The organism is Streptomyces sp. NBC_00385 (genome assembly GCF_035917155.1).
Classification (GTDB): Bacteria; Actinomycetota; Actinomycetes; order Streptomycetales; family Streptomycetaceae; genus Streptomyces; species Streptomyces poriferorum.
In genome coordinates this window covers 5,900,778-5,926,528 of record NZ_CP107951.1, presented here as the reverse complement: position 1 = coordinate 5,926,528, position 25,751 = coordinate 5,900,778, and the positions used below count along the sequence as shown (strand labels likewise).

General features: G+C 72.5%; 19 protein-coding genes. 4 read left to right on the top strand and 15 right to left on the bottom strand.

What is annotated here, in order from left to right; genetic code table 11:
- Positions 1-59: 59 nt before the first annotated feature.
- The 6 genes from OG959_RS26455 to hrcA all read right to left on the bottom strand — a co-directional run bounded on the left by OG959_RS26455 (position 60) and on the right by hrcA (position 8,100).
- A complete protein-coding gene (locus tag OG959_RS26455; protein ID WP_326662348.1) occupies positions 60-3,275 on the bottom strand; it encodes a S41 family peptidase in 3,216 nt (1,071 codons plus the stop codon).
- A 132-nt stretch (positions 3,276-3,407) separates the two neighbouring features.
- The gene (locus OG959_RS26450) at positions 3,408-3,944 is read right to left on the bottom strand and encodes a hypothetical protein (protein ID WP_326662347.1); all 537 of its coding nucleotides are present in this window, start codon (positions 3,942-3,944) and stop codon (positions 3,408-3,410) included.
- Positions 3,945-4,016: 72 nt separating this feature from the next.
- Complete coding sequence (locus tag OG959_RS26445; RefSeq protein ID WP_326662346.1) at positions 4,017-4,763, bottom strand: 16S rRNA (uracil(1498)-N(3))-methyltransferase; 747 nt, start codon at positions 4,761-4,763, stop codon at positions 4,017-4,019.
- Positions 4,760-5,833: a nitronate monooxygenase gene (locus tag OG959_RS26440; RefSeq protein WP_326662344.1), complete on the bottom strand. Its 1,074-nt coding sequence runs from the start codon at positions 5,831-5,833 to the stop codon at positions 4,760-4,762. The genes OG959_RS26445 and OG959_RS26440 overlap by 4 nt, the downstream gene beginning before the upstream one ends.
- A 113-nt stretch (positions 5,834-5,946) precedes the next feature.
- Complete coding sequence (gene dnaJ / locus OG959_RS26435) at positions 5,947-7,083, bottom strand: molecular chaperone DnaJ (RefSeq protein ID WP_219573124.1); 1,137 nt, start codon at positions 7,081-7,083, stop codon at positions 5,947-5,949.
- The gene (hrcA, locus tag OG959_RS26430) at positions 7,084-8,100 is read right to left on the bottom strand and encodes a heat-inducible transcriptional repressor HrcA (RefSeq protein WP_219573125.1); all 1,017 of its coding nucleotides are present in this window, start codon (positions 8,098-8,100) and stop codon (positions 7,084-7,086) included.
- Positions 8,101-8,285: 185 nt separating this feature from the next.
- Here hrcA and OG959_RS26425 point away from each other — a divergent pair, with 185 nt between their 5' ends.
- Together OG959_RS26425 and OG959_RS26420 are read left to right on the top strand one after the other, a co-directional pair.
- Positions 8,286-9,017: an MBL fold metallo-hydrolase gene (locus OG959_RS26425; RefSeq protein ID WP_326662342.1), complete on the top strand. Its 732-nt coding sequence runs from the start codon at positions 8,286-8,288 to the stop codon at positions 9,015-9,017.
- Between the two features lie 25 nt (positions 9,018-9,042).
- Complete coding sequence (locus tag OG959_RS26420; RefSeq protein WP_326662340.1) at positions 9,043-9,867, top strand: DUF3097 domain-containing protein; 825 nt, start codon at positions 9,043-9,045, stop codon at positions 9,865-9,867.
- A gap of 188 nt (positions 9,868-10,055) precedes the next feature.
- Here OG959_RS26420 and hemW read toward each other — a convergent pair whose 3' ends face one another.
- The 4 genes from hemW to lepA all read right to left on the bottom strand — a co-directional run bounded on the left by hemW (position 10,056) and on the right by lepA (position 17,513).
- Complete coding sequence (hemW, locus tag OG959_RS26415) at positions 10,056-11,288, bottom strand: radical SAM family heme chaperone HemW (protein ID WP_326662339.1); 1,233 nt, start codon at positions 11,286-11,288, stop codon at positions 10,056-10,058.
- Between the two features lie 52 nt (positions 11,289-11,340).
- The gene (locus OG959_RS26410; RefSeq protein WP_326666620.1) at positions 11,341-13,245 is read right to left on the bottom strand and encodes a SpoIIE family protein phosphatase; all 1,905 of its coding nucleotides are present in this window, start codon (positions 13,243-13,245) and stop codon (positions 11,341-11,343) included.
- Positions 13,246-13,460: 215 nt separating this feature from the next.
- Positions 13,461-15,350 (bottom strand): AMP-dependent synthetase/ligase, encoded by a 1,890-nt coding sequence (locus tag OG959_RS26405; protein ID WP_326662338.1) that lies wholly within the window; start codon positions 15,348-15,350, stop codon positions 13,461-13,463.
- Positions 15,351-15,638: 288 nt separating this feature from the next.
- Complete coding sequence (gene lepA, locus OG959_RS26400) at positions 15,639-17,513, bottom strand: translation elongation factor 4 (protein WP_326662336.1); 1,875 nt, start codon at positions 17,511-17,513, stop codon at positions 15,639-15,641.
- Positions 17,514-17,727: 214 nt separating this feature from the next.
- On the opposite strand from lepA, the gene rpsT reads away from it, so the two are divergent.
- A complete protein-coding gene (gene rpsT / locus OG959_RS26395; protein WP_136325190.1) occupies positions 17,728-17,994 on the top strand; it encodes a 30S ribosomal protein S20 in 267 nt (88 codons plus the stop codon).
- Positions 17,995-18,248: 254 nt separating this feature from the next.
- Here the strand turns inward: rpsT and holA are convergent, their stop codons facing one another.
- On the bottom strand, positions 18,249-19,235 hold the full coding sequence (holA, locus tag OG959_RS26390) for a DNA polymerase III subunit delta (RefSeq protein ID WP_326662332.1): 987 nt from the start codon (positions 19,233-19,235) through the stop codon (positions 18,249-18,251).
- 77 nt (positions 19,236-19,312) lie between these two features.
- Between holA and OG959_RS26385 the strand changes: the two genes are divergently transcribed.
- Positions 19,313-19,558, top strand: coding sequence for a hypothetical protein (locus OG959_RS26385; RefSeq protein WP_326662331.1), 246 nt, complete (start codon positions 19,313-19,315; stop codon positions 19,556-19,558).
- Between the two features lie 21 nt (positions 19,559-19,579).
- On the opposite strand, the gene OG959_RS26380 is transcribed toward OG959_RS26385, so the two are convergent.
- The 4 genes from OG959_RS26380 to OG959_RS26365 form a co-directional block, all read right to left on the bottom strand.
- On the bottom strand, positions 19,580-20,464 hold the full coding sequence (locus OG959_RS26380; protein WP_326662330.1) for a YceI family protein: 885 nt from the start codon (positions 20,462-20,464) through the stop codon (positions 19,580-19,582).
- A 185-nt stretch (positions 20,465-20,649) separates the two neighbouring features.
- Positions 20,650-21,495 carry an arylamine N-acetyltransferase family protein gene (locus OG959_RS26375; protein WP_326662328.1) on the bottom strand — a complete coding sequence of 282 codons (846 nt, stop codon included), beginning with the start codon at positions 21,493-21,495 and terminating at the stop codon, positions 20,650-20,652.
- 146 nt (positions 21,496-21,641) lie between these two features.
- Entirely contained in the window at positions 21,642-24,194 is a 2,553-nt protein-coding gene (locus OG959_RS26370) for a ComEC/Rec2 family competence protein (RefSeq protein ID WP_326662326.1), read from the bottom strand.
- On the bottom strand, positions 24,191-24,904 hold the full coding sequence (locus OG959_RS26365; protein ID WP_326662324.1) for a ComEA family DNA-binding protein: 714 nt from the start codon (positions 24,902-24,904) through the stop codon (positions 24,191-24,193). The genes OG959_RS26370 and OG959_RS26365 overlap by 4 nt, the downstream gene beginning before the upstream one ends.
- Positions 24,905-25,751: the final 847 nt, after the last annotated feature.

Here is a 25,751-nt window from a genome sequence, read left to right as displayed (position 1 = left end):
AGGGGCGGGCAGGGGAACAGGCCCGCCGCCCCCGACCGCCCCGCACCCCGCCCCTCGGCTCACTCCGGCAGCGGCGGCGCCGCCTTCGCCGGCGTCCGCGTCAGCGACTCCAGCGCGATCCGGATCGCCTCGTCCAGCTGCGGGTCCCGGCCCGCCGCATGGTCCTGCGGGGCCATGACGACCTCGACGTCGGGGTCGACGCCGTGGTTCTCGACGCCCCATCCGTACCCCTCCAGCCAGAAGGCGTACTTGGGCTGGGTGACCAGCGTGCCGTCGACGAGCCGGTACCGGCTGTCGATGCCCACCACACCGCCCCAGGTGCGTACGCCGACCACGGGGCCGATGTCCAGCGCCTTGATCGCCGCGCTCACGATGTCGCCGTCCGAGCCGGAGAACTCGTTCGCTACGGCCACGACGGGGCCGCGCGGCGCGTCGCCCGGGTAGCTGGAGGGCTGCATCCCGCGGGGCAGGTCCCAGCCGACGATGCGGCGGGCCAGCTTCTCCACCACCAGCTGCGAGGTGTGGCCGCCGCGGTTCTCCCGTACGTCCACGACCAGGCCCTCGCGGGCGACCTCGGTACGCAGGTCGCGGTGGATCTGCGCCCAGCCCGAGCCGACCATGTCGGGGACATGGAGGTAGCCGAGGCGGCCGCCGGACCGCTCGTGGACATGGGCGCGACGGCCGGCGACCCACGCGTGGTAGCGCAGCGCCTCCTCGTCGGCGATCGGGACGACGACGACGTGGCGCGGGTCGCCGCCGTCGACCGGCGAGACGGTCAGCTCGACGGGTTTGCCGGCCGAGCCGGTGAGCAGCGGCGCGGGGCCGGTGAGCGGGTCGACGGGGTGACCGTCGACGGCCGTGATCGCGTCACCCGCACGGACGGCGACGCCGGGTGCGGCGAGCGGGGCCCGGGCGGCGGGATCGGAGGTCTCGGACGGCAGGATGCGGTCGATGCGCCATTTCCCGTCGCCGGCGCGGGAGAGGTCGGCGCCGAGCAGTCCCTGCCGGGCGGAGTCGTCGCGCCAGCCGCCGGGCGGGGTCACATAGGCGTGCGAGGTGCCGAGTTCGCCCTGGACCTCCCACAGGAGGTCGATGAGGTCGTCGTGGGTGGCGACGCGCTCCAGGACGGGCCGGTAGCGGTCCAGGACGCCGTCCCAGTCGATGCCGGCCATGTCGGGGCGCCAGAAGTTGTCCCGCATGATGCGGCCGGCCTCGTCGTACATCTGGCGCCATTCGGCGGCCGGGTCGAGGGTACGGCGGACGCGGGAGAGGTCGACGGTGACGTTGCCGTCGTCGCTGTCGTCGTCGGAGGCGCCGGACACGCGGCTGTCGGACGGGACGACGCGCAGTTTGCCGTGGCTGTGCAGGACCAGGCGCTTGCCGTCGCCGCTGACGGCGAACCGGCTGACGTCGGAGGCCAGTTCCTCGCAGCGCAGCTTCTCCAGGTCGTACCGCTCCAGGGCGGTCTCGGGGCCGTGGGCGTCGGGGGTGGCGGCGCTCGTGCCGAGCACTCCGGTCACCGGGTGGCGCAGCCACAGCAGTCCGTCCTTCGCGGCCCGCAGCGAGGAGTAGCTGGCGGCCTCGACGGGCAGCGGCACGATCCGGTCGGCGAGGCCGTCCAGGTCGATGCGGGTGACGGGGAGCGCCGTGGGGTTGTCCTCGCCGTCGCCGCCCCTCTCCTTCTCGGTCGGGCGGCCGTGGAGCTGTGGTCCGAACGGGGAGGGGGTGGTCGCGGCGAGCGTCAGCAGGTGCGGCCGGCAGGCTCCGACGAACGCCATGTCGAAGACGTGGGTGTCGTAGATCGGGTCGAAGGCCCGCTCCGAGAGGAAGGCCAGGTGCTTTCCGTCGGTCGTGAAGGCGGGTGCGAAGTCCCGGAAGCGCAGCGGAGTGGCCTCGGACACCGACAGGTCGGCGAGGTGCGCGAGCCTGAGCTGGCTGAGCGGTTGGGGGCCGGGGTGCGACCAGGCGAGCCAGGCGGAGTCGGGCGAGAAGACGAGGCCGGAGGCGTCGCCGTGCTCGCTGCGGTCGACCTCGTGGACCTCGCCGCTCTCCCGCTCGACGACGAGGACGCGCCCGTCGTGCGCGGCGACGGCGAAGCGGCTGCCGTCGGGCGCGGGGACCAGGTCGAGGACCCGGCCGAGCCGGCCAGCGGCGAGGCGGCGCGGTACGGCGCCGGGGCTGGTCCCGGTGGCCGGTGCGCACTCCAGCGCGTCGTCGCCCTCGGCGTCGGTTACCCAGACGACGTGCTGGTCGCCGTCGGCCTGGAAGGCGTGCGGCAGCCTGGCCCGTACGCCGGGTTCGACGGCCAGCGCGCGGGCCGGGCCCTCGCGGTGGGTGACCCAGTGGACGGCGCCCCGGGACCCGACGGCGCTGCCGCGGCCGGTGCGGTCGGGGGACGCGGTGTGCAGATGACTGCCGGCGTGCACGGGGTGCGGCTGGAGGTCGGCGCGCTGGCCGCCGAGCCGGATGTCGAGGCGGCGGGGTGCGTCGCTCTCCAGGCTGTCCAGGAGCCACAGTTCACCGGCGGACGCGTAGGCGACGCGGGTGCCGTCGGTGGCGGCGTGCCGGGCGTAGAAGCCTTCGACGCCGGTGTGCCGGCGCAGGCCGGTGCCGTCGGGGAGTGAGGAGTACAGCGCGCCGACGCCTTCGTGGTCGGAGAGGAAGGCGATGCGGTCACCGACCCACATCGGGCACTCGATGTTGCCGTCGAGCTCCTCGTGGACACGTACGAACTCCGCCGCGTCGTCCTCCGCCGCGATCCAGAGCTTGCCGGCCGTACCGCCCCGGTAGCGCTTCCAGGTGGCGGCCTCGCGCCCCATCGTGGCCGAGAGCAGCAGGACCCGGCCGCCGGGACCGTACGCGAGGGAGCCGACCGGTCCGTACGGCAGGGTCCGTGCGGGACCGCCGTCGACCGGGACGGCGCGGGCCCATGAACGCCGTAGCGAGACCTGGCCCTGGGTGCTGGTGACCAGCACGTCACCGTCGGGCGTCCAGCCCCGTACGGCGGTCCGCGCGTCGCCCCAGTGGGTCAGCCGCCGGGAGGGGCCGCCGTCGGCGGGGGCGAGATGCACCTCGGGTGCCCCGTCCCGGGTGGACGTCCAGGCGACGAGGGTGCCGTCGGGAGATATCCGGGGCTGGGTGACGGGACGGTTGTCCGCGCTGACACGCCAGGCTCGACCGCCGTCGAGCGGCGCGAGCCAGACATCGTCCTCGGCGGTGAAGGCGATCGAATCGCCCTGGACATGGGGGTACCGGAGGTAGGAAGGCTGTGTCACACCGATCAGCCTAGGGCGCGGCTGTGGCCTGCGGAACGAAGTTGGCCGGAGTCCGCCGTACGGTCGGTGCCCGGCACACGCGAAGGGTCCGTCAAGAGGCGGACGGGGCCGCCCGGTTGCCGGCGGGCGCGCTCATTTTCCGCGGGGCTGTTCGGTGACCGTCACGGTCACCGTGACCGTGGGCCGGGCCCCTCCCCCGCCGCTGTCCGGTGCCGGGGTCGAGGGCGGCGCGTCGCAGTTGCCGAGCAGGCTGGCCCGGAACACCGTCCGGCCGTCGGCCTTCGCGGTCAGGTCGCCCCGCACGCACCGGCCGTCGACCGCCTGCCGGACCTCGCCGGCGACCGTGATGTCCCGGCCGTCCTTCGTCCGGCCGTTGCAGTCGACGTCGGCGACGCGGCGCGTGGAGGCGGTCGCCGAAACAGCTCGTGCGGACGACGACTTCGCACCGTCCCCGCCGACTTTCGCCGTGCAGGTCAGCCACTGCACGTCGACGCCCTCGTGTTCCAGGGCGCGGGTGGCGGTGCGGTCCGTGGTCACGGCGATGGACGCGGTGTTCAGCCCGTCCGCGGGTTCGCAGGCGGTGAGGCCCGCGACAGCGGCGACCGCGAGGCAGACCGCGGCCGGAAAGCGACGGGTCGCCCGGCGACCCCATGCCCTTGATGTCCCCATAAGGGCAGCTTCCCACCGCTCCTCGCGGAGCGGTAGACCGCTTGTGGCCACAACTGCCCCGGAGCGAAGGTCCTAGGACCAGCGGCCCGTGCGCCCCAGCAGCAACGCTGTCGCCGCGGTGCCCGCCGTCGAGGTGCGCAGTACGGTCGGTCCGAGCCGGCAGGTGCGGGCACCGGCGGCGGCGAAGACGGCCAACTCGTCCGGCGACACGCCTCCTTCGGGACCTACGACCAGCACGATCTCGCCCTTCTCGGGCAGGGCGACGGTGGCCAGCGGCTCACTGTCGTAGTCCTGGTCCTCGTGCAGCACGGCCGCGAAGTCGGCGGTGGCCAGAAGCGCGGCCACCTGTTTGGTCGTCATCGCGCCCGCCACGTCCGGGAAGCGGACCCGGCGCGACTGCTTTCCGGCCTCGCGGACCGTACTGCGCCACTTCGCCAGGGACTTGAGGCCGCGGTCGCCCTTCCACTGCGTGATGCAGCGCGCGGCCTGCCACGGCACGATCGCGTCGACGCCGGTCTCCGTCATCGTCTCGACGGCGAGTTCGCCGCGGTCTCCCTTGGGCAGCGCCTGGACGACGGTGATGCGGACGTCGGGACGGGGTTCCTCGTGGACGGACTCCAGGTCGGTGATCACCAACCGGTCCTTGCCCTCGGCGGCCATCACGACGCCCTCCGCCCAGAACCCCTGGCCGTCCGTCAGGACGACGTCCTCCCCGGCGTGCAGGCGTTTCACCGAGACGGCGTGCCGGCCTTCGGGGCCTTCCAGGACGAACCCGGGCCCCTGCGGCATCCGGTCGACGACGAAGACGGGTGCCGTCACTGTGTGCTCCTCGTGCTCAGTGCCGTCCGTGCGGCGTCCAGTTCCTCGGCGAGCAGCCCGACCAGCCGGCCCGCGGGCAGTTCGCGTGCCATCCGGTGTCCCTGCCCCGCCCACAGTGCCATGCCCTGCGCGTCCCCGGCCTTGGCCGCCGCCTTGCGCAGCACGGACGTCAGATGGTGCACCTGCGGGTAGGCGGCGGGGGCGTACGGTCCGTGCTCGCGCACGAAGCGGTTGACCAGGCCGCGGGCCGGACGGCCGGAGAAGGCCCGGGTCAGGGTGGTGCGGACGAAGAGCGGGTTGGTCAGTGCCTGCTTGTGCAGCAGATGGGCGCCCGATTCGGGGCAGACCAGGAAGGCGGTGCCGAGCTGGGCGGCATCGGCGCCCGCCGCCAGTACCGCGGCGATCTGGGAGCCGCGCATCAGGCCGCCCGCGGCGATGACCGGTATCTGCACGGTCTCGCGGACCTGGGCCACCAGGCAGAGCAGCCCGGTTCCGGAGCCGTCGGCCTGCGGGTCGTCGCGGAACGTGGACTGGTGGCCGCCCGCCTCGACGCCCTGGGCGCAGACGGCGTCGGCGCCCGCCCACTGGGCGGCCTGGGCCTCCTCGGGCGAGGTGACCGTGACGACGGTGTACGTGCCCGCCGCGGCGAACGCGTCGAGGGTGTCGCGGGAGGGGCAGCCGAAGGTGAAGGAGACGACCGGGACCGGGTCCTCCAGCAGGATGGCGAGCTTGGCCTCGTAGCCGTCGTCGCCGCAGCCGTCGGTGTCACCGAGCGGGGTCTCGTACCAGGAGGTCTCGCCCGCGAGCTGGTGCCGGTACACCTCGATGGCGGCCGGGTCGGCGAGGTTCGGCTGCGGCATGAAGAGGTTGACGCCGAAGGGCTGACCGGTGAGCCCGCGGACCTGTTTGATCTCGTTGTACATGCCGTCCGCGGTCTTGTACCCGGCGGCCAGGAAGCCGAGCCCGCCGGCCTCGGCGACGGCCGCGACGAGCTGCGGACAGGAGGGTCCGCCCGCCATCGGGGCCTGCACGATCGGAAACCGGCAGAGATCGGTCAACGCGGATGACATGACCGCATCGTGTCATGTCGCCCCTGCCCCGTGATGCGCACCCCGCTGCAACGTTTTGTCCGCAATGCGGTACGGGCCCGGAAACCGGGCCCGTACCGCATCGTCGCATGGATCTAGCGGCCGTTGAACGCGTCCTTCAGCCGCGAGAACAGACCCTGCTGCCCGGGCTGGAACTGCCCGGTGGGCCGCTCCTCGCCGCGCAGCTTCGACAGCTCGCGCAGCAGGCGCTCCTGCTCCGGGTCCATCTTGGTCGGGGTCATCACCTCGACGTGCACGATGAGGTCGCCGCGACCGCCGCCGCGCAGGTGCGTGATGCCGCGCCCGTGCAGCGGGACGGACTGGCCGGACTGGGTGCCCGGCCGGATGTCGACCTCCTCCAGTCCGTCGAGCGTCTCCAGCGGCACCTTGGTGCCGAGGGCCGCCGCCGTCATGGGGATGGTGACCGTGCAGTGCAGATCGTCGCCGCGCCGCTGGAACACGGCGTGCGGCAGCTCGTGGATCTCGACGTAGAGATCGCCGGCGGGGCCGCCACCGGGGCCGACCTCGCCCTCGCCCGCGAGCTGGATGCGGGTGCCGTTGTCGACACCGGCGGGGATCTTCACGGTGAGCGTGCGCCTTGAGCGGATCCGGCCGTCACCGGCGCACTCCGGGCACGGCGTCGGCACGACCGTACCGAAGCCCTGGCACTGGGGGCAGGGCCGCGAGGTCATGACCTGGCCGAGGAACGACCGGGTGACCTGGGAGACCTCGCCGCGGCCGCGGCACATGTCACAGGTCTGGGCGGAGGTGCCGGGTGCGGCACCCTCGCCACTACAGGTCGTACAGACGACGGCCGTGTCGACCTGGATGTCCTTGGTCGTACCGAAGGCCGACTCGGAGAGGTCGATCTCCAGCCGGATCATGGCGTCCTGCCCGCGGCGGGTGCGCGAACGGGGTCCGCGCTGCGACGCCGTGCCGAAGAACGCGTCCATGATGTCGGAGAAGTTGCCGAAGCCGCCTTGTCCGAATCCGCCCGCGCCACCGCCTCCGGAGGCGGACAGCGGGTCGCCGCCGAGGTCGTAGACCTGCTTCTTCTGAGCGTCCGACAACACCTCGTAAGCGGCGTTGATCTCCTTGAACCGCTCCTGGGTCTTCGGATCGGGGTTCACATCCGGGTGCAGCTCGCGGGCGAGCCTCCGGAAAGCCTTCTTGATCTCGTCCTGCGAAGCGTCGCGGCGCACGCCGAGTACGGCGTAGTAGTCCGTGGCCACTTACGACTCCGCCAGGATCTGTCCGACGTAACGTGCCACTGCGCGTACCGCTCCCATCGTTCCGGGGTAGTCCATGCGGGTCGGTCCGACCACGCCGAGTTTGGCGACTGCCTCGTCGCCCGAACCGTAGCCGACCGCGACGACGGACGTGGAGTTGAGCCCCTCGTGGGCGTTCTCGTGCCCGATACGTACGGTCATGCCCGAGTCCTTGGCCTCACCGAGCAGCTTCAGCAGCACGACCTGCTCCTCCAATGCCTCCAGCACCGGCCGGATCATCACAGGGAAGTCGTGCCCGAAACGGGTGAGGTTGGAGGTGCCGCCGATCATCAGCCGCTCCTCCGTCTCCTCGACGAGGCATTCGAGGAGGATCGAGAGCACGGTGGACACGGTTCCCCGGTCCTCGCTCTCGAAGGATTCCGGCAGGTCCTGCACCAGTTGCGGAACGTCCGCGAAACGGCGTCCCACGACCCGGCTGTTGAGCCGGGCCCGCAGATCGGCGAGAGAGGTCTCACCGAACGGCGCGGGGCAGTCGACCAGCCGCTGTTCGACCCGGCCGGTGTCCGTGATCAGCACGAGCATCAGCCGGGCGGGGGCCAGGGACAGCAGTTCCACGTGCCGCACCGTCGAGCGGGTCAGCGAGGGGTACTGCACGACGGCGACCTGCCGGGTCAGCTGCGCGAGCAGCCGTACGGTACGTCCCACGACATCGTCGAGGTCGACCGCGCCGTCGAGGAAATTCTGAATGGCACGGCGCTCCGGCGACGACAGGGGCTTGACGCCCGCGAGCTTGTCGACGAAGAGCCGGTAACCCTTGTCCGTCGGGATGCGTCCCGCGCTGGTGTGCGGCTGGGCGATGAAGCCCTCGTCCTCCAGCACCGCCATGTCGTTACGGACGGTGGCCGGGGAGACCCCCAGCTTGTGCCGCTCCGTGAGCGCCTTGGAGCCGACGGGCTCCTCGGTGCCGACATAGTCCTGGACGATGGCGCGCAGCACTTCGAGTCTGCGTTCGCTGAGCATCGCGCACACCTCCAGCTGTGTACCTCGGTGGTTCTCGGGCCGTTCCCGGGTCTGTCCCTGGCACTCTGTGCGTACGAGTGCCAGCAATCCCCCGGCCAGTGTACGGCGACGGGGTAGCCCCCTAGCAAGGGCGACCGGCCACGCTACCGCGAGACTGCGCAGGTCGTTGCCGATAGCGTCGCTGTATGGACGCCTCTTGGGAAGAGTTCGGCTGGGAGCGACTCGGACACGGAATGGGCCGGCGACGCCTTCCGGTGTGGGATGCAACGGTCGCCCTGGTGGCGGGGACGGACGGCGTGCTGCTCTGCGACACCGGGTCGTCACTCCGTGAAGCGGCCGAAGTCCGCGGCCAGGCGCAGGCCCTGCTGGGCCGGAGGGTGACGCATATCGCACTCAGCCACCCCCATTTCGATCATGTGCTGGGCACGGCGGCCTTCGCCGGGGCGCAGGTGTACGGCGCCGGGGGCATGGCAGGACTGCTGGGGCGCGGGGCGGACGAGCTGCATGCCGACGCGGTGCGGCACGGTCTGCCCGAGCACGACGCGGCCGAGTCCGCCGACGTGCTGGTGGCGCCGCATCACGAGGTGCGCGCCGAATGGACGCTCGACCTGGGCGGCGGGCGTGAGGTGCTGCTCGTGAACGCGGGCCCGGGGCACAGCGGCCACGATCTCGCGGTGCTGGTCCCCGGTCTCTCCGGCTCGCACGCGGTGGTGTTCTGCGGCGACCTGGTCGAGGAGTCCGGTGAACCGCAGGCGGGCCCGGACGCGTTCCCGGCGCGCTGGCCGGCGGCGCTGGACCGGCTGCTGGAGCTGGGCGGCGAGGACGCGCTGTACGTGCCGGGGCACGGGGCCGTGGTGGACGCCGCGTTCGTACGGGAACAGCGCGATCAGCTGGCTGCCCGGTTCGGCGTGTCGTGAGCCGCTCCCGCCTTATCGTCGTCCGATGCGCAGCTACCAGCCGGACCTGACCCCGCCGTGGAAGAAGTCCGCCCCCGCTCCCGAGGTGCCCGCCGATCCGGATCTGGTCGTCGAGGAGGCCGTCACGGGCTTCTGCGGTGCGGTGATCCGGTGCGAGAAGACGGCCGAGGGCCCGACGGTGACCCTGGAGGACCGCTTCGGCAAGCACCGGGTCTTCCCGATGACACCACGCGGCTTCCTGCTGGAGGGCCGGGTCGTCACGCTGGTGCGCCCTTCGGCGGGCGGCCCGGCCCGGCCCGCCCGTACGGCCTCCGGCTCGGTGGCCGTACCCGGCGCGCGGGCCCGGGTGGCGCGGGCCGGACGCATCTACGTGGAGGGCCGGCACGACGCCGAGCTGGTGGAGCGGGTCTGGGGCGACGACCTGCGCATCGAGGGCGTGGTCGTGGAGTACCTGGAGGGCATCGACGACCTGCCCGCGATCGTGCGCGAGTTCTCACCGGGCCCGGACGCGCGGCTCGGGGTGCTGGTCGACCATCTCGTACCGGGTTCCAAGGAGTCCCGGATCGCGGCACAGATCTCGGACGGGAACGTACTGGTGGTCGGCCACCCGTACATCGACGTGTGGGAGGCCGTGAAGCCGTCGTCCGTCGGGATCCCCGGCTGGCCGGTGGTGCCGCGCGGCCAGGACTGGAAGACGGGCGTGTGCCGGTCGCTGGGATGGCCGGAGAACACGGGGGCGGCCTGGCAGCGGATCCTGTCCACGGTCCGCTCCTACCGGGACCTGGAGCCGGAGCTGCTGGGCCGGGTGGAGGAACTGATCGACTTCGTGACGGCCCCCGCCACCACCTGAGGAACGTGGCCCGGGTCCTCCAGCCCCTCCGACCCTCTCCAGCCCCTCCGAGCCTCTCCAGCCCCTCCGGCGTTTGAGGAGCGGGGTCCGGGGCGGAGCCCCGGTTACGGGAAGGGGCGGGGAGGGGAACAGGCCCGCCGCAGGCGCCACCCCGCCACGCGACACGCGGCCCCGCACCCCCTCCCCCCTCAGTCCACCAGGTCCCGCACCACCGCATCCGCCAACAACCGCCCCCGCAGGGTCAGCACCGCCCGCCCCTCCCCGTACGGCCCCCGCTCCAGCAGCCCGTCCGACACCGCTCGCCCCGCCGCCGCAAGCCCCGCCGGGGCGAGCAGCGACAGCGGGCAGCCGTCGACGAGGCGCAGCTCCAGCAGGATGCGCTCGACGCGCCGGTCCTCCGCGGAGAGGATCTCGCGGCCCGCGCCGGGCGAGCGCCCCTCGGCCAGCGCCTGCGCGTACGCCCCCGGGTGCTTCACGTTCCACCAGCGCACGCCACCGACGTGACTGTGCGCGCCGGGCCCTGCACCCCACCAGTCGGCTCCGCGCCAGTACAGCTCGTTGTGCAGGCAGCGTCCCTCCGGTGTCCGGGCCCAGTTCGACACCTCGTACCAGGAGAAGCCGGCCGCGGCCATCGCCTCGTCCGCGATGAGGTACCGGTCGGCGTGCGCGTCGTCGTCCGTCATCGGGATCTCGCCGCGCTTGATCCGGCGGGCCAGCTGGGTGCCCTCCTCGACGATCAGGGCGTACGCCGACACATGGTCGGGCCCGGCGCCGATCGCCGCGTCGAGGGAGGCGCGCCAGTCGTCGTCGGACTCGCCCGGGGTGCCGTAGATCAGGTCGAGGTTGACGTGCTCGAAGCCGGCCGCCCTCGCCTCGGCGACACACGCCTCGGGCCGGCCGGGGGTGTGGGTGCGGTCGAGGATCTTCAGAACGTGCTGCCGGGCGCTCTGCATCCCGAAGGAGATCCGGTTGAAGCCGCCCTCGCGCAGCTCGGCCAGGTAGTCCGGGCCGACCGACTCCGGGTTGGCCTCGGTGGTGATCTCGGCGTCGTCCGCGAGGCCGAACTCCTCCCGGATCGCGGCCAGCATCCGGACCAGGTCGGCGGCGGCCAGCAGCGTCGGCGTGCCGCCTCCGACGAAGACCGTGCGGACCTGGCGCGGGTCGTCGCCGAGGACCTTGCGGGCCTGGCGGACCTCGCCGATGAGGTGCGAGGCGTAGTTGTCGCGGGAGGCCAGCGCACCGCCGGAGCCGCGCAGCTCGGTCGCGGTGTAGGTGTTGAAGTCGCAGTAGCCGCAGCGGGTCGCGCAGTACGGCACGTGGAGGTAGAAGCCGAGCGGGCGTTCTGCGGCGCCTTCCAGGGCATGGCGGGGCAGCGCCCCGTCGTCGGGCACGGGCTCACCATCGGGCAGTACGGAAGGCATACCGTCCATTGTCGCGCGCCGCCCGGCAGCCGGACGCCACACGCGTGCGTGCCTACTCGGCCTGGAGGACCAGCAGCGCCAGGTCGTCGTCCGGCGGGCGCTCCGCGAAGGCGTGCACGGCGTGCTTGATGCGGTCCGCGATCCCTTCGGCACTCAGCCCGGCGCACCCGGAGAGCGCCTGTGCCAGCCCGTCCTCGTCGTCGAACATCAGCGGCCCCGAGCGCCGCTCCGTCACCCCGTCGGTGACGCAGAGCAGGCTGTCGCCGGGCGCCAGGTCGAAGCTCTGGGTCTCGTAGACGGCGTCGTCCATGACGCCGAGGAGCAGTTGCGGTTCGGCGGCCGGCCGCACCGTGCCGTCGGGGCGCAGCAGCAGCGGCAGCGGGTGCCCGGCGCTGACCAGGGTGCAGCGGGCGCCGCCGCCGGGCAGCGGGACGAGCTCCCCGTACAGCAGGGAGAGGAACCGGGACTGTCCGCTGTCCGCCGAGTGCTGGCCGCCGGCGGCGGCGACCATGAGCGCGGCCGCCTCGGCGGCCTCCATCGCGTCGTCGAGGAGCAGCCGGTTGAGGCGGACCAGGACCTCGTCGGCCTGGAACCCCTCCCGGGCCAGCAGCCGCAGCCAGGGGCGGGCGAGCCCGGTGACGACGGCGGCCTCGGGGCCGCTGCCCTGGACGTCGCCGAGGACGAAGCACCAGCGATCGTTGGGGCACGGGAAGATGTCGTAGAAGTCACCCCCGACCACCCCGTCGTCGCTGGGCTCGTAGACGAGGGAGCTGACGACGCCCGGTATGTCGGCGACCTTGCTGGGCAGCAGTCCGCGCTGGAGGATGCGGCTGATGGTGGCCTGCCGGGTGTAGGCGCGGGCCGCGCCGACGGCGAGGCCGACCCTGCGTACGAAGTCCTCGATCAGGGCGGTGACCTCGTCGGGGACGCGGGCGATGCCCTCGCGGCCGAGGAGTACGGCTCCGAGGGTGCGGCCGCCCGAGGTGATCCGGTAGGCGAGCGCGACGCCTTCGAGCCCGTCCGGCTGCCCGCCGTCCTCCGCGCTGCCGGGCCACGGGATCGACACGGGTCCGGTGCCGACCCGCTCGGGGAGGCGGAGCGGGTCGCCCTCCAGCAGGGTGCGCAGCGGCTGGATGCGGGTCTCGTCGACGTGCCAGACCTTGGCGAGGCGGGGGACGGCCGCGCGGCCCGGGGTTTCGGGCTCCAGCCAGATCGCGCACCAGTCGGCGAGCCGGGGCACGAGTAACTGTCCGGCGAGCGCGGCCACGATGTCCTCGTCCAGCTGACCGGCCAGCAGGTCGGAGGCCTCGGCGAGGAACGACAGTGCGCCGCGGCCCGCCCAGTCGGCGTCGTCGCGCAGGGCGCGGCGTGCGGTGGGGGCGAGCAGTTCGGCAGCGCGCAGCCCCTCCTGGAATCCGGGCTCCGGGCGGGCGTCGGGGAACGGGTTCCAGTCGTCGACGGGGAGCCGGGCCCAGACGGTCTTGAGGCCGGTGCGGTAGGTGATGCCCCAGCGTTCGGCGAGGGTGGCGACGAGTTCCAGGCCACGCCCGTACTCGGCCGGCTCGCCGGGTCCGGCCGCGCCCGCGAAGCCGCCCTCGGAGCCGTCGCTGCGTACGGCACGGGCCGGGTGGTGGTCCGAGATCTCCAGGACCAGCGCGGCGGCCTCGTCCTCGGTGGCCTCCTCCAGCCGGAAGAGGAGTTCGACGTTGGTCCCGGCGTGCACGACGGCGTTGGTGACGAGTTCGCTGACGACGACCGCCGCGTCGTCGGCCAGCCGCTCGCTGAATCCGACGGCCGCGGGGAGCCCGAGCCCGCTCCACTCGGCGAGTGCCGCCGCGACGAACCGCCGGCCCGCGGCGGGCGCCAGCAGGTTGCCGGGCAGGCTCGTCCGGGCGGCGGGCTGTGCGCCCGTGGACGCGCCGTTGGTTCCGGGACGTTGCACGATGTCCCGCTGCAAGGGAATGGACCCCACAGGGCGGCTCCTGACCTGTTCTCGCTCTGCCTGTTCTCCGTTGGGACGAACCCTCTTGGACCGACCGGCCCAGCGCCGCTGACGACACGGACAGAGTGACAGATCGACCCCCCGCATACGCGTCGAGTTACCGAAGTGCCCGGAGAAACAGGGCCCGGCCCCCTGCGTGGTGCGCGGGGGGCCGGGGTGTCAGGCGGCTGTCACGCCTCGCGGGAGCCCGCGTACATGTCGTCGATCAGGTCCTTGTACGCGCGCTCGACGACCGGCCGCTTCAGCTTGAGGCTGGGCGTGACCTCGCCGTGCTCGATGTCGAGGTCACGCGGGAGCAGCCGGAACTTCTTGATGGTCTGCCAGCGCTGCAGGCCCTCGTTGAGGCGCCTGACGTAGCCGTCGATGAGCTCGACGGTCCTCGGGGACGCCACGACGTCCGCGTACGACTTGCCCTCCATGCCGTTGTCGGCGGCCCAGCCGAGGATGGTCGGCTCGTCGAGGGCGATGAGCGCGGTGCAGAAGTTACGGTCCGCGCCGTGCACCAGGATGTTGGAGACGAACGGGCAGACCGCCTTGAACTGGCCCTCGACCTCGGCCGGTGCGATGTACTTGCCGCCGGACGTCTTGATCAGGTCCTTCTTGCGGTCGGTGATCCGCAGATAGCCGTCCACGGACAGCTCACCGATGTCGCCGGTGTGGAACCAGCCGTCGGCCTCCAGCACCTCGGCCGTCTTGTCCGGGAGTCCCTGGTAGCCCTCCATCAGGCCGGGGCCGCGCAGGAGGATCTCGCCGTCGTCGGCGATGCGGACCTCGGTGCCGGGGAGCGGCTTGCCGACCGTACCCGTGCGGTAGGCCTCGCCCGGGTTGACGAAGGAGGCGGCGCTCGACTCGGTGAGGCCGTAGCCCTCCAGGATGTGGATGCCGGCACCGGCGAAGAAGAAGCCGATCTCGGGGGCGAGCGCGGCGGAGCCGGAGACGCAGGCGCGGAGCCGGCCGCCGAACGCCTCGCGGATCTTGGCGAAGACGAGGGTGTCGGCGACCTTGTGCTTGGCGCCGAGCCCGAAGGGCACGGAGGCGGTGCCGGTGCGCCGGAAGTTGTCCTGGGAGACCTTCGCGTACTCGCGGGCGACCCCGGCCGCCCAGAGGAAGATCTTGTACTTGGCCCCGCCACCGGCGCGGGCCTTGGCCGCGACGCCGTTGTAGACCTTCTCGAAGATCCGGGGGACGGCGGCCATGTACGTCGGCTGGACGATCGGCAGGTTCTCGATGATCTTGTCTACCCGGCCGTCGACGGCGGTGACGTGTCCGACCTCGATCTGTCCGGAGGTGAGCACCTTGCCGAAGACGTGGGCGAGCGGCAGCCAGAGGTACTGGACGTCGTCCTTGGTGATCAGGCCGGTGGAGACGGTGGCCTTGGCCATGTACGACCAGTTGTCGTGCGGCAGTCTCACACCCTTGGGACGGCCGGTGGTGCCCGAGGTGTAGATGAGGGTCGCGAGCTGCCCGGGGGTGATCGCTTCGACCCGCTCGGTGATCGCGGCCGGGTGCTTGGCCAGGTGCTCGGCGCCCAGGGCCTCCAGGTCGGCCAGCGAGAGCACCCAGCCCTCGGGGTCGCCCTCGTCCGGTACGAGGCCCTCGGTGTCGATGACGACGACGTGCGCGAGGTGCGGCAGTCCGGACCGGGACGCGCGGGCCTTGGCCAGTTGTGCGGCGTCCTCGGCGATCAGGACCCGGCTGTCGGAGTCGGACAGGATGAACGCCGACTCCTCGGTGTTCGTCGAGGGGTAGATCGTGGTGGTCGCGGCGCCTGCGCACATCACCCCCAGGTCGGCCAGGATCCATTCGACCCGGGTGCTCGCGGCGAGCGCCACGCGCTCCTCCGGCTGCACGCCCAGGGCGATCAGCCCGGCCGCCACGGCGTAGACCCGCTCGGCTGCCTGCGCCCAGCTGAGGGACTTCCACTCGTCGGGACCCTGGCCGGTGGCCGCGGGGACGGGATAGCGGTAGGCCTCCCCGTCCGGGGTGGCCGCCACCCGGTCGATGAAGAGGGTCGCCACGGAGGGCGGACGGTTCTCGATCATGGTCTGTGTGTCGCTCACGACATCCTCCGGGCCTGCGGCAGTGCTTCACGACGGGCTGCTGGTTGGGGTGTGCTCTCCGCTTGCTTCTGCGTGCTTGACGGTGCTTGTTTAACTGGCGAGTAACTACGAAGCCGTGATCAGAGTAAAGCGCCCGCGCGCCCGGCGTAAGAGGCAACGGGACCCCGCTTCATAACGAACGGGCCCCCGCGGCGCAGCGTTCTGCGATGCGGGGACCCGTTCGTCTACCGGCCAGTAGAAGTGCGGGGCGGGGCTGCGTGCCGCCGCTCCTCACTCCTTCTCTGCGTGCTACTTCTTGGCCTTGGTCTCCCCGGCGGACTCGTCGGTCGACAGCACGGAGATGAACGCGTCCTGCGGCACCTCCACGTTGCCGACCATCTTCATCCGCTTCTTGCCTTCCTTCTGCTTCTCCAGCAGCTTCCGCTTACGGGAGATGTCACCGCCGTAGCACTTGGCGAGGACGTCCTTGCGGATGGCGCGGACGGTCTCACGGGCGATGACCCGGGAGCCGATGGCCGCCTGGATCGGCACCTCGAAGTTCTGCCGCGGGATGAGCTTCTGCAGCTTGGCGACGAGTCGTACGCCGTACGCGTAGGCCTTGTCCTTGTGCGTGACCGCGGAGAACGCGTCGACCTTGTCGCCGTGCAGCAGGATGTCGACCTTGACGAGTTCGGCGGACTGCTCGCCGGTGGGCTCGTAGTCGAGCGAGGCGTAACCGCGTGTCTTGGACTTCAGCTGGTCGAAGAAGTCGAAGACGATCTCGGCGAGCGGCAGGGTGTAGCGGATCTCGACCCGGTCCTCGGAGAGGTAGTCCATGCCGAGAAGCGTGCCGCGGCGCTGCTGGCAGAGCTCCATGATCGCGCCGATGAACTCGCTGGGCGCCAGGACCGTGGCCCGGACGACCGGCTCGTGCACCTTGTCGATCTTGCCTTCGGGGAATTCACTCGGGTTGGTGACGGTGTGCTCGCTGCCGTCCTCCATCTCGACGCGGTAGACCACGTTGGGCGCGGTGGCGATGAGCTCGAGGCCGAACTCGCGCTCCAGCCGCTCGCGGACCACGTCGAGGTGGAGCAGGCCGAGGAAGCCGACGCGGAAACCGAAGCCGAGCGCGGCGGAGGTCTCCGGCTCGTACACCAGGGCGGCGTCGTTGAGCTGGAGCTTGTCCAGGGCCTCGCGCAGGTCCGGGTAGTCCGACCCGTCCAGCGGGTACAGACCCGAGAAGACCATCGGCTTGGGGTCCTTGTAGCCGCCCAGCGCCTCGGTCGCGCCCTTGTTCAGGGAGGTGATCGTGTCACCGACCTTGGACTGCCGGACGTCCTTCACCCCGGTGATGATGTAGCCGACCTCGCCGACACCGATGCCGTCGGACGGGGTCATCTCCGGGGAGGAGACACCGATCTCCAGCAGCTCGTGGGTGGCTCCGGTCGACATCATCCGGATGCGCTCGCGCTTGTTCAGCTGGCCGTCGACGACTCGGACGTACGTGACGACACCGCGGTACGCGTCGTAGACGGAGTCGAAGATCATCGCGCGGGCGGGTGCGTCCGCCTTGCCGACGGGCGCCGGGACGTCCCGGACCACCCGGTCGAGCAGCGCGTCCACGCCGACACCGGTCTTCGCGGAGACCTTGAGGACGTCCTCGGGCTGGCAGCCGATGAGGTTGGCCAGCTCCTCGGAGAACTTCTCGGGCTGGGCGGCCGGCAGGTCGATCTTGTTGAGCACCGGGACGATGGTGAGGTCGTTCTCCATCGCCAGGTAGAGGTTGGCCAGCGTCTGGGCCTCGATGCCCTGCGCGGCGTCGACCAGCAGGACCGTCCCCTCACAGGCGGCCAGCGACCGGGAGACCTCGTAGGTGAAGTCGACGTGTCCCGGGGTGTCGATCATGTTGAGGACATGGGTGCTGCCCTGGCCCTCACCGGTCGTGGGCGCCCAGGGCAGTCGCACCGCCTGGGACTTGATGGTGATGCCACGCTCGCGCTCGATGTCCATCCGGTCGAGGTACTGAGCGCGCATCTGCCGCTGGTCGACCACACCGGTCAGCTGGAGCATCCGGTCGGCAAGGGTCGACTTGCCGTGGTCGATGTGCGCGATGATGCAGAAATTGCGGATCAGCGCCGGGTCGGTACGGCTCGGCTCGGGCACGTGGAGAGGAGTCGCGGGCACGCAGGGTCCTGATTCTTGAGACGCCGAACGCCGTGTCTCGGGTCGATGTCGGGTCGGTCGGATCTGTACGTAGCCTCCATCGTCCCACGCCTGCGGCGCGAAGACCGGTTTGGGCCGGTCGGAGTGCGGCTGGTACCGTGGACAGCTGTGCCTCGTGGCTCTCGGGCCGCAAGGACACACATCGAAGATCCAACGAACCTGAAAAGGCTCTTTCGTGGCGAACATCAAGTCCCAGATCAAGCGGAACAAGACGAACGAGAAGGCGCGCCTGCGCAACAAGGCCGTCAAGTCGTCGCTCAAGACCTCGATCCGCAAGGCCCGCGAGGCCGTCGTGGCGGGCGACGTCGAGAAGGCCACCGTGGCCGTTCGCGACGCTTCGCGCGCCCTCGACAAGGCTGTCTCGAAGGGTGTCATCCACAAGAACGCCGCCGCCAACAAGAAGTCGGCGCTGGCCACCAAGGTTGCCACCCTCCAGGGCTGAGCATTCTGATGTGATCGCCGGTACGGATCCAGCGGGCCCTCTCTCCCGCTCCTGACCGGCACCCCGCGCCGCACACCGAACCTGCGTTCGCCACGCGGGTGCGGCGCACCAAGCGCACGTCGAAGGCCCCCGCTGCTCCCCTCCCCAGGGAAGCAGCGGGGGCCTTCGTCATGTCCGGCCGGAACAGTGCGGGCACTGCGTCAGGCTCGGGCTTCACGGCCGGGCCCGACCGCGTCCACCCCCCGCCGGGGCGCCTACCGCCCCGCCCGCGCGGCCCGCGCCACCGCGACCACGGCCTTCTCCAGCGCGTACTCCGGGTCGTCCCCGCCGCCCTTGACCCCCGCGTCCGCGTCCGCGACCGCCCGGAGCGCCACCGCCACTCCGTCCGGCGTCCAGCCCCGCATCTGCTGACGCACCCGGTCGATCTTCCAGGGCGGCATGCCCAGCTCCCGGGCCAGATCGGCCGGACGGCCGCCCCGCGCCGACGAGAGCTTGCCGATCGCCCGTACGCCCTGCGCGAGCGCGCTGGTGATCAGGACGGGAGCGACCCCCGTCGACAGGGACCAGCGCAGCGCCTCCAGGGCCTCCGCCGCCCGCCCCTCGACCGCCCGGTCGGCGACCGTGAAGCTCGACGCCTCCGCACGCCCCGTGTAGTAGCGCCCGACTACGGCCTCGTCGATCGTGCCCTCGACGTCCGCGACGAGCTGCGACACCGCGCTGGCCAGCTCCCGCAGATCGCTGCCGATGGAGTCGACCAGCGCCTGGCACGCCTCGGGGGTGGCGGAGCGGCCCAGCGTCCGGAACTCGCCCCGCACGAAGGAGAGGCGCTCGGCCGGCTTGGTGGTCTTCGGACACGCGACCTCCCGCGCCCCGGCCTTGCGCGCCGCGTCGAGCAGTCCCTTGCCCTTGGCGCCGCCCGCGTGGAGCAGCATGAGGGTGATCTCCTCGACCGGGTCGTCGAGATACTTCTTGACGTCCTTGATCGTGTCGGCGGAGAGATCCTGCGCGTTGCGCACGATCACCACCTTGCGCTCGGCGAAGAGCGAAGGGCTCGTCAGCTCGGCGAGTGTGCCCGGCTGGAGCTGGTCGGAAGCGAGGTCCCGGACATCCGTGTCGGCGTCGGAGGCGCGGGCCGCCGCCACCACCTGCTGCACGGCGCGGTCCAGGAGCAGGTCCTCCTGCCCCACGGCGAGCGTGAGGGGAGCGAGCGGGTCGTCGGTGGAATTCCTTCTGGTGGCCATCGCCGTCCAGCATCCCACGGGCCACTGACAGCCCGGCTGCGACCGGGGCACTCCGGCACGTACCGGAGAATGGGCGGGTGAGCGATGTGAGACATGTACTGGTGCTGCCCGACCGCGACGCCGCGGACGAGGCGGCCGGAGAGCTGGCCGACCGGTTCGGGGTAGCGGAGGAGCCGCAGCTCGTACGCGACGCGCTGGCCGGCGAGGACGACGCCGAGGACGCCCAGTGGCTGCTGGTCGTGGAGGACCCTGACCGGCGCCTGGACTCCGCGGCGCTCGATGCGTTCGCCGCGGAGTACGAGGGCTGGCTGGAGGCCCCGTAAGGGGCGCCCCGCGCCGGCCCGTCAGCTCTTCGGAACGATCTGGATGTCCATGTCGATCGAGATGCTGGAGCCGACCGCGGCGATGCCACGGGCCAGCATCGTCTGCCAGGTGAGGGTGAAGTCCTCACGGTGCAGCTCGGTGGTGGCGCGGCAGGCTGCGCGGGTCTCGCCCTCCAGGCCGTTGCCGAGGCCGAGGTACTGGGTGTCCAGCGTCACCGTACGGCTCACTCCGTGCAGGGTGAGCGCACCGCTGACACCCCAGCGGGTGCCGCCCCGGTGGACGAAGCGCTCGCTGTAGAACTCCAGCGTCGGATAGCGGCCGACGTCGAGGAAGTCGCCCGAACGCAGGTGGTCGTCACGCATCTGGACGTTCGTGTCGATCGACGCGGCATCGATGATCACGTGCATGGCCGAGTCCTCCATGCGGTCCGCGATCCGGACCGCACCGGCGAAGGTGTTGAACCGGCCGTGGATGCGGGCCATGCCGATGTGCCGGGCCGTGAAACCGATCTGCGAGTGCATCGGCTCGATCTCCCACTCGCCCGGGGCGGGCAGTTGCGGAGGAGCGGAGACCTGCAGGGTGACATCGCCCAGGCCCGCGTGGGCACCCTCGGTGACCGCGGCCGAACCGTGGAACGGGGTGAACCCCTCCGCCGTGACAGCCAGCCGGTACTCCCCCGCCGGCACCGTGGCGAGGACATTGCCGAAGGGGTCCGTCTCCCCGCCGACGACCTTGCGTCCCGCGGCGTCCGTGACGACGAACTCGGCCTGCTGCACCGCCTCGTTGACCGGGTCGAGCACCCGGCAGCTGAGGACACCCGCGGAGTCCGGTACGGCAAGTCCGGCGAGGGCGTTGCCGCGTACGGCACCCGTCGCTCCCTTGTTTCCGAGCCAACGGCCGAACATCTCCACGCACTCCCGGGGGCGGTTTCACCTCGGGCCGAAGGACTGGACGTCGTTGTCGGAACAGCGGCCCGCCGACGAGCATGCATTCGATCACCCTTGGGGTGTTCGAGGCAAACAGAGCGGCTCGCCAGGGCTTGGGTGGAGGTGTTACCGAAGGTCCGAATTGATAATTCCGTTTGTGTGTGTCACCCATTCGACGCAGAAACACCCACCCCTCCCTCGGGAGGAAGCCGGTCGAGGCGCACTCCGAAGTGCTCGCGGTAGGCGGCGAGAACCTCCTCGTCGCTCCCCAGCGGCGTCTCGTGGCGCTCCGTCCCCACCGTCGTAAGGAGCTTGTGGCCCTTGAGCGTGATCCGCCCGGTGGCGGTGAAGCGCGAGCAGACCGGCGACCGGGTGAAGCCGGATTCGGGTGAGGTCCGGTGGTACCAGGCCCCGGCCCGGAAGTCGGCGAGTGCCCGGGGCCGCAGGTCCAGACGGAACTCGGGCGTACCGTCCCGCAGCAGATCGAGGTCCCCGTACGCGCAGGGCGTCCCGTCGACGCCGCCCTCGGCAGGAGCCTGCGCGATCCGGAAGGTGCCGCGCGGGTCCCGCTGGTCCGAGCGGTCGCCGAGTGCGAGCGGTCCCTCGGCATGGTCACCGAAGCCGACATCGGCGAGCCACGGCCCCGTGCCGTCGTCCGTCTCCACCCGCAGCGCCATGTGGTCGTACGGGATGCCGAGCCGCCCCGACCCACCGTGGACGCGCGCCTGGAGCAGCGTGACGCGGAAGCCGAGGGCCCGCAGCAACACCGCGAAGGCGCCGTTGAGTTCGTAGCAGAACCCGCCCCGGCGGTCCGCCACGATCTTGTCGAGGAGCAGCTTCTCCTCCAGCACGATGTCCTCGCCGAGGTGGATCGAGAGGTTCTCGAACGGCACGGTGGTGAGGTGGCGCAGTTGCAGCTCGCGCAGCGCCGCCGCGTCGGGGCGGGCCGGCCGGGCGGCGCCGATGCGCTCCAGGTAGGCGTCGGTGGTCTGCGGCAGTTGTGGGTCCATGAGGGCAGTCTGTCCCGGCGGACGGCTCCGCGTCCTGTGCCCGTGATCAATACATCCAGGGCCTCTCGTCCGGCCGTGGTCCGGACGAGAGGGTGCGGGCACTCCCCGGCCTCGCGGACACCGCGGCCGCCGGCGCAGGCGCGGTGTCATGACCGGCCCACCGCCCGCAGCCCCGCCCCGGCGCCGGTCACCGCGATCGCGCCGTCCCGGTCCGTACGGAGCACCACCGCTCCCCCGGAGCGGAGCGCCTCGACCGTCCGCGCGGCAGGATGCCCGTACGGGTTGTCCCGCCCCACGCTCACCAGCGCGACCCTCGGACGCGTGCTGCGCACCAGGGCCGCGTCCTGATGCGCGGAACCGTGATGGGCGACCTTGAGGACATCCACCCGCGGCAGCGCCGGATGGCTGCGCAACAGCCCCTGCTGAGCCGGGGGTTCGAGGTCGCCGAGGAGTAACAGCGTGAGCCCGCCGGTCCGTACGAGCAGGGTGACGCTCGCGTCGTTCGGCTCCTGGGGTACGGGGCCGGCGGCCGGACCCGTCGCGGTCGTCGCGCCGCCGGGCGGCCACAGCACCTGCCAGGCCAGCGCGCCGGTCCTGCGCCGCTCACCGGGGGCGGTGCGCACCAGCGGGATGCCGGCCGCAGCGGCGGTTCTCCTGACGAACGCGGCTTGTTCCGGGGGTTCGTCCAGGCTCGTCGTCTGGATCGCCCCCACCGCTCTGCCCCGCAGTACCCCGGTCAGGCCGCGCACGTGGTCGGCGTGGAAGTGGGTGAGCAACAGCAGCGGGACGCGGGTGACGTCCAGGTCGCGCAGGCACCGGTCGACCAGCCGGGGATCGGGTCCGGCGTCGACGACCACGCCTGTCCCGGGGCCCGCCGCGAGCACCAGGGCGTCTCCCTGGCCTACATCGCACATCGCGAACGCCCAGCCCGGCGGCGGCCATCCCGTCAGCACCCGGGTCAGCGGCACCGGCCGGAGCACCGCGAGAACGAGCAGCAGCGCGGCGGCCGAACAGATCCAGGGGCGGCGTCCGACGCGCCGGGCGAACAGCACCAGCAGCACCGTCAGCGCCGCCAGCAACAGCGCCCCCGAGCGGCCGTCGGGCCAGTCGGCCTCCGCCCCGGGGAGCCCGGCCCCGGTACGGGCCACGGCCGCGATCCACGCCGCCGGCCATCCCGCCACCCGGGCGAGCAGCTCGGCCACCGGCATGGCCACCGGGGCCAGGGCCAGCACGGCGAACCCGAGCACCGTGGCGGGCGCCACCGCGAACTCGGCCAGCAGATTGCACGGGATGCCCACCAGACTCACGCGCGAGGCGAGCAGCACCACGACGGGCGAGCACACCGCCTGCGCCGCGGCAGCGGCCGCCAGCGCCTCCGCCAACCGCGGCGGCACCCGGCGCCGTTGCAGCGCTTCGCTCCACCGCGGAGCCAGGGTGAGAAGGGATCCCGTGGCCAGCGCCGACAGCACGAAGCCGTAACTGCGCGCCAGCCACGGGTCGTAGAGCACCAGCAGCAGGACGGCGGCGGCCAGTGCCGGAATCAGTGCTCTGCGCCGCCCGGTGCCGATGGCCAGCAGCGTGATCAGACCGCAGGCGGCGGCCCGCAGCACGCTCGGCTCCGGCCGGCAGACGAGCACGAAGCCGAGGGTGAGTCCGCCGCCGAGCAGAGCGGTGCCGCGCAGGGAGATCCCCAGCACGGGCGCCAGACCGCGGCGTTCGGCGCGCAGGGCACGCCCGGGCGGCCCGATGAGCAGCACGAGCAGGATCGCCAGGTTGGCCCCCGACACCGCCATGAGATGCGTGAGGTCGGTCGCCCGGAAGGCCTCGTACAGTTCGGGCGTGACCCGCGTGGTGTCGCCGACCACCAGCCCGGGCAGAAGCGCCCGCGCATCGGGGCCGAGGCCGTCCGTCGCCGTGCGCAGTCCGGCGCGCAGCCCGCCCGCGGTGCGCTGGAGCCGGGTGGGCGGGCCGATGACGCGGGGCAGGCCCTTTCCCCCGGCGCGCAGCACGGCGGTGGCGCGCTCCCCGCCGCGCAGCGGCGGTGCCAGCCTGCCGCTGACGCGCAGCCGGGTGGACGGAAGCAGTCGCTGCCACTGCGCCGCCGCGGTCCCGGGCGTGACGATGACCAGGACCGGCGTACGCAGCCTGACGGCCGTCCCGCCGGGCCTCGCCAGCCGGACGATCTCGGCGTCCAGGAGCAGGGAAACAGGAGTGCTGTGGTCGCCACGGACCCGGGGTGCCGTGCGGCGGGCGTCGGAGGTCAGGATGATCTCCGCGTCGATGCCGGCGAACTGCGCGGCCAGCCCGGGCACGGGCCCCTGCCGCGCATCGGCCCTGTGCAGCCCTGCTGAGGCCGCCCCGGCCGCCGCGCACAGCAGCGCCGCCGCGGCGGCCGTGGTGTGCAGCCTGGTGGCCGGCCGCCATCGGCTCCCCGCGCCGTTCCCCCCATGGCCCGTTGCTGACGGGTGTGCCGTGCGGAAGGGCCGTAAGCAGGGCAGGGAGAGGAGGATCATGGCCGCGCCGAGGCAGAGCCCCACTCCCACGGTCGCCCAGCGGCCGGGAACATCCAGAGCCGTCGCGGCACCGGCCCAGGCCGCCAGGGCCGGCGGAACCAGCCGCAGATCGACGGGACCCTCCTGCCGGGGGTCGGAGGCCCCCAGCCGGCTGCCCGCCGCCGTGTGGACGTCCTGGGCGCTCACGGACGCACCAGTGGGCGTAGGTCGGCGAACCTGCGGTCACCGATGCCGTTGACCTCGCGGAGCTCGTCGACGGACCGGAATCCGCCGTGCCGGGTGCGGTAGTCGACGATGTGCTGGGCAAGGACGGGGCCGACGCCGGGCAGGGTGTCGAGCTGTTCCACCGTCGCGGTGTTGAGGCCCACCGGGCCGGCCGCCCCGCCCGGCCCGGCCGCCGCCGCGGGACCGCCGACAGCTCCTGCCGTACCGCCTGAGGCAGCCGGGCCCGGCGGGGCACCAACGATGATCTGTTCCCCGTCGATGAGGACGCGGGCCCGGTTGAGGCTGTCGAGGCTCACGCCCGGCCGGGCCCCTCCCGCCACGCGCAGCGCGTCGGCGACCCTGGCACCGGACGGCAGTCGATGGATCCCGGGCCGCCTCACCTTCCCGCTCACGTCCACCACGACCTGCCCACCCGGCCCGGCGGCGGGTGGCGTGCCCGGCGAGGGCTCCGGCGTCCCGGCCCCGCCGCCCGTATCCGCGTGCGCGTCACCGTTCGCGTCCGTCTCCGCCACAGGCATGCGCACGGCCTCGCCCACCCGCTCCGGAGCGGGTACGGAACCGGGGCGCGCGGACCAGAAGTGCATCGCCGCGAACACCGCTGCCGCGACCAGAACGACGCTGAGCGCGGCCAGCGTCCTCGGCTCCAGGCCGCACCTGAGCTGGAGCCACACCGGGAGCCGCTCCCGCAGCGCGGGAACGGCCCGCCCCCACCGGTCCCCGGCTACCGGACCCGGCGAAGGCCGCGCCGACGGACCCGGCGAAGGTCCCGGGGCAGAGCCCGGGGCAGGGCCCGGCGCAGAGCCCGGGGCAGGGCCCGGCGCAGAGCCCGGGGCAGGGCCCGGCGCAGAGCCCGGCGCAGAGCCCGGCGCAGAGCCCGGCGCAGAGCCCGGCGCAGAGCCCGGGGGTGAAGTGCCGTGCGGGGGCGGCGGCCCGGACGGCGGCGGGACCGTCGTCGCAGGGCGAGAGGCGGTCGCCGCCGCAGAGAAGGAGGCCGCCCCCGCGCGGATCGGCGCCGGCACATGAGGCGCTGTCACGGCAGACGGCAGGTCCGGGGCCGGCCGCGCGGGCGACGACGGGCGCCCCGCCGGCGCGGTATCCACGCCCACCCCCAGCACCGGCCGCGCGACCCGCCCCCCGTAACCGCCCGCCATCAGCGCGTCCGCGCGGCTGCGCGAGGCCGCAGCCGCGGCGGTACGCCCCCGCGCCCGCCGGCGGCCCGGCCCGGTCCCGGCCCCTCCCCGGATACGGCCCGGCCCGGACCCTCCGCTTCCGGCGCCGGCGAAACGACTGAGGCCGGTAACACGCCCGACGCGTCCCACGCCTACGCCTACGCCTACGCCACGGTCGGCACGACTGCTTGCACGCCTGCCTGAAGAACGGGTTGCAGAACTGGTTGCACGACTGGTTGCACGGTGTGATCGGGAAGCCATGCCACGTGACGCTAGGCGCATCCGCGGGATCGCCGCTGAGCACACCCAATTCCGGTGGAAAACCGGCCCGTTGTGTATAACCACGCCA